Here is a 6986-nt window from a genome sequence, read left to right as displayed (position 1 = left end):
TATTATTGGGAATCCCAGCTTAAATCATAGATACCGTAAGGGATTTTATTCTTTATTTAAAACTTTGCAACAGAACCTTTTGTGTAAATAACTCGTCCTTCTGCAAAATAATGGGTTACTCAGTAAACATTGAAGCTAATGTATCCGTCACTTGTTGGAAGCCTTTATGGCTTCTATTTAAGAATTTTTGATTGTATGTATCAAAGATGGATACTAGGAAACGCTCTAGTGATTCTTCATTTTGAAACTGCTCTTTTCTGCGGCTGTATTTCTTGATTTGTTAATTGAAAGATTCGATTAAATTAGTTGAGTAAATGCTTCGGCGGATACCAGGCGGAAACTCATAAAAAGTCAATAAATCTTGATTTTTTATCAGTGACTGCGTCACTTTAGGCTAAGTTTTCTGCCACTTCTCAATCATACTCCCTAAAAAGGTATTTGCCTCTTCCTTTTAGCTAGCTTGATAAACAGCCTTAAAATCATCACAGATTTCTTTTCGATCTTTGACACGCACTTTATGAGCAATATTACGGGAAACGTGAACACAGCAATGTTGGTATTTAGCTTTAGGATAAATCTGGTGAATCGTATCTTTCATGCCTTTTAAGCCATCGGTAATAAACAGTAAGACATCATGAACCCCTCTGGAGTAAATGTCCTGTAACAACTCATTCCAAACGTAGGTCGATTCAGTCGGAGCAATCGCATAACTTAGTACTTCTTTAGTGCCGTCTTCTCGTATACCAATGGCAATATAGATTGCTTCTTTGGAGACGGTTTGCCGTTTTAAAGGAATATAAGTAGCATCCATGAAAATAGCGACATACTTATCATTTAGAGTTCTAACTTTAAATGCATTTACTTCTTCAGTCAGCACTTTAGTCATGTTGGACATGGTTTGGGGCGTGTAGTGATGCCCATACATTTTCTCAATCAAGTCTGCGATTTCCGACATGGTAATACCTTTTCGGAAGAGGTGAATGACGGTCTCCTCTAAGGTATCATTCGTCCGTCTATAAGCAGGAACAGTCTGTTGCTTGAACTCGCCGTTGCGGTCGCGCGGAATCTGGAGATGAAGTTCCCCGTACTCGGTCTTGACCGTACGGTCATAGGAGCCGTTACGAGAATTACCCGTGTTAAAACCAATGCGATCGTACTTTTCGTAATCGAGGAAAGCCGTTAACTCCGTTTTGAGAAGCGTATTGACAGCTTTTTCCAAATGGACACGGAATAATTCATTCAAATCGCCTTTGTTCGCTAGAGTCTTTAGAATTTCTGTAGTAAAATCGTTCATATGGAAGTCCTCTTTTCTGTGAATGTGTTGTGGTAACTCTATTCTACAGAAGGGACTTCCTTTTTTCTATTTACACAAAATATTTTACACTCTCTTTTGGAATCGTCGATATTCTAAGTTAACCATAGGCTATTATTCTTTGGAAAGAATAATTAATTGTTTTTTTGTGATATCAATGCATTACCTATCATTTCAATAATGAGCATGACAGGTAATTGAGTGGTCATGTCAATTTCATTATTCTTATTGTAGGTTATATAGTAAGGAAGAACATAATCAGATATTTTGGAGAGCGTTGATTGATCGTAGTTTGTGATACTGAGGACTGTAATATCTTTTGCTTTTAAATGTTGTAAAATACGTATAGTATTATCAATTTCCCCTGACACAGAGAGAACGACCAAAGCTGCACCACTAAAAAGAGGAACTTTACTGTGAAAATAGGGATCATCAATCACAAGATTTATTTTTCCAGTGTTTGCAAAATAATTTGCCGCATATTTACAAATTCCAGCAGATGCACCAAATCCTAACCAAATAATCCCAGTTGATTGTTGAAGAATTGTTGCGGCTTCTTCAATCTTTTTTTGAAAGTCCGATTCAGTATATTTTTTTAAGAATGACATATCTTGATAAAACGAATGAAAAGAAACCAATTCTTTGTTAATTTGAGAATAAGATAATTGTAATTTGAATTCAGAATAACCAGTAAAACCAAGTGAACGACAAAATCTTAAGATAGTAGTTGTAGAGACATGTGTGTGATTAGCTAACTCTTGGATAGACATATTCGCAACGTCTTTAGGATGCTCGATAATGAAGTTGTAAATCATGATTTCTAATTCACTAAAACGATTGATTTGTTCAATGGTAAACATTATATTCATTCCTTTTATTTTTTTTGATGTAATAAATTACAATAGCCAGAGAATCGGTTCCGCTTTCCTTAAAACTATTATAAACTATATCTAAGAAAGGAAGCGATATCATTGAAAAAGAAATTATTTATGTTTATGAATGAGAAAGTAGTACCAAAAGCATTGAAATTTGTCAATATGAAAGGAATAGTCGCACTAAAAGAAGGGATATTATTTACTTTACCACTATTAATGATTGGTTCAGTTTTTTTATTGATTTCTAGCTTTCCTTATCAACCGGTTGTAGATATTATCAATCAATTGGGTTGGATGGAAGCGTTTAACCAAGTTAGCGGAGCAACATTTAATATAAGTGCAATTGTTGCAGTTGTAGGGATTGCCTATTCCTATGCAAAAAATGAGAAAGTAGAACCACTTTCTGCCGGATTCTTAGGACTTGTTTGCTTTTTGATTACTCTGAGAAGTACAGTATTGTCTGAAAGCGGTGATTTAGTTTCAAATATTGTTAATAAATCTTGGACTTCTGGTCAAGGGATGATTGGAGCAATCATCATTGGTTTAATTGTAGGTGCTGTCTATAGCTGGTTTATCAAGTCTGGAATTACGATAAAAATGCCTGAAGGAGTACCAACAAATGTAGCTAGTTCGTTTGCAGCGTTGGTACCAGGAGCGGTATTAATTGCAGGATCAACTATTGTATATCAAGTTTTTGCCTCGTTCGATACGACGTTTATTGAGTTTATTTATCAAGTAATTCAAGCCCCAATGCAAGGCGTAACTGATTCTCTACTTGGCATTATTTTGTATTGTACAATTGCGACTATCTTTTGGTGGTTTGGTGTGCATGGAGGTTCCATTGTGACAGGTATCATGGGTGCTTTGTTGCTGTCGAATTTAACGGCGAATCAAGCACTTGTTGATAGCGGTCAAGCATTAACTGTTTCAAATGGTGCGTTCATTGTGACAGATCAATTTACAGCCATTTTTATTAATTTGACTGGTACAGGAACTACCTTTGGCTTAGTGCTATTTATGGCATTTTTTGCAAAATCTAAACAACTAAAAGAATTAGGAAAATTGTCTTTTGTACCTTCCATCTTTAATATTAACGAACCAGTTATTTTTGGTACGCCGATTGTGATGAATCCATTTTTGTTTATTCCCTTTGTCTTAACACCAACATTAGTAGGTGTTTTAATGTACGGTGCTATTTACTTTGGATTGGTACCGCCGTTTAGTGGGGTCACTGTTCCATGGACAACACCTCCGGTTATTTCTGGATTTTTATTAGGTGGGTGGCGTATGGCTTTATCACAAGTGATCATATTAGCTTTGTCGTTTGCTATGTATTTTCCATTCATAAAGAAAGTAGATAAGATGAATTTATTGACTGAAGCAAAGGAGAAATAAACATGGAATATCAAAAATATGCTACTTTCCCCAAAGATTTTTTGTGGGGAGGATCCACATCTGCCTATCAAGTTGAGGGCGCTTATAATGTCGATGGAAAAGGATTATCCGTTCAAGATACCAAGGCTGTTACAACAGGCACAACTGATTTTAAAGTAGCCAGTGATCACTACCACCGCTATAAAGAAGATATCCAATTATTTGCCGAGATGGGATTTAAAGCATACCGTTTTTCCATTGCTTGGACGCGGATTATCCCAAATGGTATCGGAGAAGTGAATGAAAAAGGGATTGAATTTTATAGTCAATTAATTGATGAATGTTTGGCCCATGGAATCGAGCCGATTGTGACGATGTATCATTTTGATTTGCCAGATTCGTTGAATCAAATAGGTGCCTGGAGTAACCCACAAACCTCGGAAGCTTTTGTAGACTACGCAAGGATATTATTTGAACGGCTAGGACATAAAGTCAACTATTGGTTGACGATAAATGAACAAAATATGATGATTCTTCATGGCGCAGCCATTGGTACAGTCAATGAAAAGGTATCGAATGTAAAACAGGATTTGTATCAGCAAAATCATTACATGCTTCTTGCTCAAGCAAGAGTCATGAAATTGTGTCATGATTTGTGTCCGCATGCCAAAATTGGTCCAGCACCCAATATTTCGGAAGTCTATCCAGCGACAGCAAATCCGAAAGATTTTATTGCCGCGCAAAATTTGAATGCGATTCGTAATTGGCTCTACTTAGATGTTGCGGTGTATGGACGCTATAATCCTATTGCTCTTTCTTACCTGAAAGACCGCGGGTATGCGCCAGAAATTACACCTGAAGATATCGCTGTATTCAAAGCTGGAAAACCTGACTTTATCGCATTTAATTATTATAATACCTCCACTGCGTCTCATAGTTCATTTACAGATGAAGTCGTAGGACCAGATGACGGGGATCAACAAATTGAGTTAGGAGAAAAAGGCGTATACAAAGCTGAGTACAATCCTTATTTAGAAAGGACCACTTTTAATTGGGAAATCGATCCTGTCGGATTCAGAGCAACCTTACGGAGTGTCTATGAAAGATATGGACTCCCCATCATGATTACTGAAGATGGATTGGGTGAGTTTGATGAATTGACAGAAGATAAAAAAGTCCACGATACCTATCGTATTCACTACTTAAAAAATGAAATTGCTGAAATGAAGCTAGCGATATCCGATGGTGTGGAGGTATTTGGTTTTTGTCCTTGGTCAGCGATCGATCTTGTCAGTACACATTCTGGCGTGAAAAAGAGATACGGTTTTATTTATGTTGACCGTGACGAATTTGACTTGAAAGAACTGAAACGCTATAAAAAAGATAGTTTTATGTGGTATCAAAAAGTAATTGCAACGAATGGAGAAGACCTCTTATGGGAATAAATAATAAGGTAATGTTGATTACTTATGCAGACAGTTTGGGAAAGAATTTATCTGAGCTAACTGTAATATTAGATCGTTATTTTTCCGAAGCAATTGGGGGTCTGCACCTATTGCCGTTCTTCCCGTCTTCTGGTGATCGGGGCTTTTCACCGAGAAACTATACAACAGTGGATTCTGCGTTTGGTACGTGGGAAGACATTGAATCTTTGGGTGATCAGTACTACCTCATGTTTGATTTTATGATCAATCATATTTCAAGAGAATCTACTTTTTTTCGAGATTTTCAAGAAAAGCACTTAGATTCAGCATACAAAGATATGTTTATTCTGAAAGATGAATTCTTTCCTGTCGGTCGTCCAAACAAAGAGGATATTGATTTAATATATAAAAGGAAAGATAAGGCTCCTTTTCAAAAAGTGACCTTTTCTGATGGACAGACAGCAGAGGTCTGGAACACTTTTGGAGAGGATCAGATTGACTTAGATGTCACAAGCGATACTACAAAAACATTTATAAAAAAGACGATTTATGAGATGGCGAGTCATGGATGCTCGTTGATCCGCCTAGATGCATTCGCTTATGCAATAAAGAAATTGGATACATCTGATTTCTTTATTGAACCAGAAATATGGGATCTATTAAAATTTGTGGAAGAAGAAGCAATCAAGTATGAAGTAGATTTGCTTCCAGAAATTCACGAACACTTTACGATTCAACATAAAATTGCAAAGCATGATTACTTTATTTACGATTTTGCGCTACCCATGGTTACTTTATATTCCTTATATAGTGGGAAAAGTGAACGTTTGGCAGCGTGGCTTCGTCAAAGTCCAATGAAACAATTTACTACTTTAGATACGCATGATGGAATTGGAGTTGTTGATGCAAAAGATATTTTAACAGATAAAGAGTTGCTATATACTTCTGAAAAATTATATCAGATTGGTGCGAACGTTAAAAAAATATATTCAACTGCTAACTATAATAATTTAGACGTATATCAAATTAATAGCACTTACTACAGTGCCTTAGGAAATGATGATTCGAGTTATTTATTAGCGCGCGCAATTCAATGTTTCGCCCCAGGTATTCCACAGGTGTATTATGTTGGCTTGCTTGCTGGAGAGAACGATATAGAATTGTTAGAACAAACCAAAGAAGGTCGGAATATAAATCGTCATTATTATGACCTAGCAGAGATTGCCGAAAAGGTAGAGCAGCCGATCGTTCAGAACTTAATGAAGCTTCTAAAATTCCGAAATACAGAATCTGCATTTGATTTATCTGGATCAATTGAAGTAGAAACACCTTCGGATAATTCAATCCAAATTACTCGAACGAATATTGAGACGCTTGAACAAGTTCGCTTAGAAGCAAATTTAGAAACCAAAGTATTTCAGATTTTCAAAGGAGACACATTAGTAATGCTATAGATTTATGATGCAAAGATTATTAAAAAAATAAAGGGTCAGAAATTTTTAAGTTTCTGACCCTCTGTTTTTTATATTAAACTCCTGAAATTAATTTTAAAGTTATGATTTTTATCAATCCTATTTACTTTCATTGATAATAGAATTGAAATCTAAAACATGTAAATTATCAAGGGAAAGATTCTCATGGGCTGTCAATATAAAATTTGCTTTCTTTTCTCTACTCATTGTTTTTATTATAATCATTAGTATGTCTCTTGTTTCTTGATCAAGATTGCTAAAGGGCTCGTCTAGAATATACCATTTCCTTTCTATACTGAGAATTGAAAGGATGTATACTAGCCTTCGTTCCCCACCTGACAATAAACCTAATTTCTTTTTCTTATACTTTTCAAAATTTATATCAGGAAAGTATGTATCTAATAAATTCAGGAAATTTTTTTTGATTCATTGGTCAACCCCTCAACAAAGTGAATCATAACCACCCGTCAAACGGGTGGTTTGCTCTGGGGCTGTAAGCCCCCGTTACTAGCCAGCGTCTAAAGGCGCT

Annotated in this window: 4 protein-coding genes and 1 pseudogene; 3 read left to right on the top strand and 2 right to left on the bottom strand. The window is 35.9% G+C overall.

The window, feature by feature from the left end; translation table 11 throughout:
- Positions 1-115: 115 nt before the first annotated feature.
- A pseudogene (locus tag FFM66_RS11205) lies at positions 116-1294 on the bottom strand (IS256-like element ISEfm2 family transposase).
- 152 nt (positions 1295-1446) lie between these two features.
- Positions 1447-2172, bottom strand: a complete 726-nt coding sequence (locus FFM66_RS11200; protein WP_171000839.1) for a MurR/RpiR family transcriptional regulator — start codon at positions 2170-2172, stop codon at positions 1447-1449.
- A gap of 129 nt (positions 2173-2301) precedes the next feature.
- Between FFM66_RS11200 and FFM66_RS11195 the strand changes: the two genes are divergently transcribed.
- The 3 genes from FFM66_RS11195 to gtfA are packed head-to-tail and all read left to right on the top strand — an operon-like array spanning position 2302 to position 6439.
- Positions 2302-3582, top strand: a complete 1281-nt coding sequence (locus FFM66_RS11195) for a PTS sugar transporter subunit IIC (protein ID WP_137605957.1) — start codon at positions 2302-2304, stop codon at positions 3580-3582.
- A gap of 2 nt (positions 3583-3584) precedes the next feature.
- The gene (locus FFM66_RS11190) at positions 3585-5006 is read left to right on the top strand and encodes a glycoside hydrolase family 1 protein (protein WP_137605955.1); all 1422 of its coding nucleotides are present in this window, start codon (positions 3585-3587) and stop codon (positions 5004-5006) included.
- Positions 4997-6439 carry a sucrose phosphorylase gene (gtfA, locus tag FFM66_RS11185; protein ID WP_137605954.1) on the top strand — a complete coding sequence of 481 codons (1443 nt, stop codon included), beginning with the start codon at positions 4997-4999 and terminating at the stop codon, positions 6437-6439. Before FFM66_RS11190 ends, gtfA begins: the two co-directional genes overlap by 10 nt.
- The last annotated feature ends 547 nt before the right edge of the window (positions 6440-6986 follow it).

It is taken from the genome of Enterococcus songbeiensis (assembly GCF_005405265.1).
Taxonomy (GTDB): domain Bacteria; phylum Bacillota; class Bacilli; order Lactobacillales; family Enterococcaceae; genus Enterococcus_C; species Enterococcus_C songbeiensis.
Note: the sequence above shows the minus strand (reverse complement) of the source record. Positions and strands in the feature narration are given on the sequence as shown.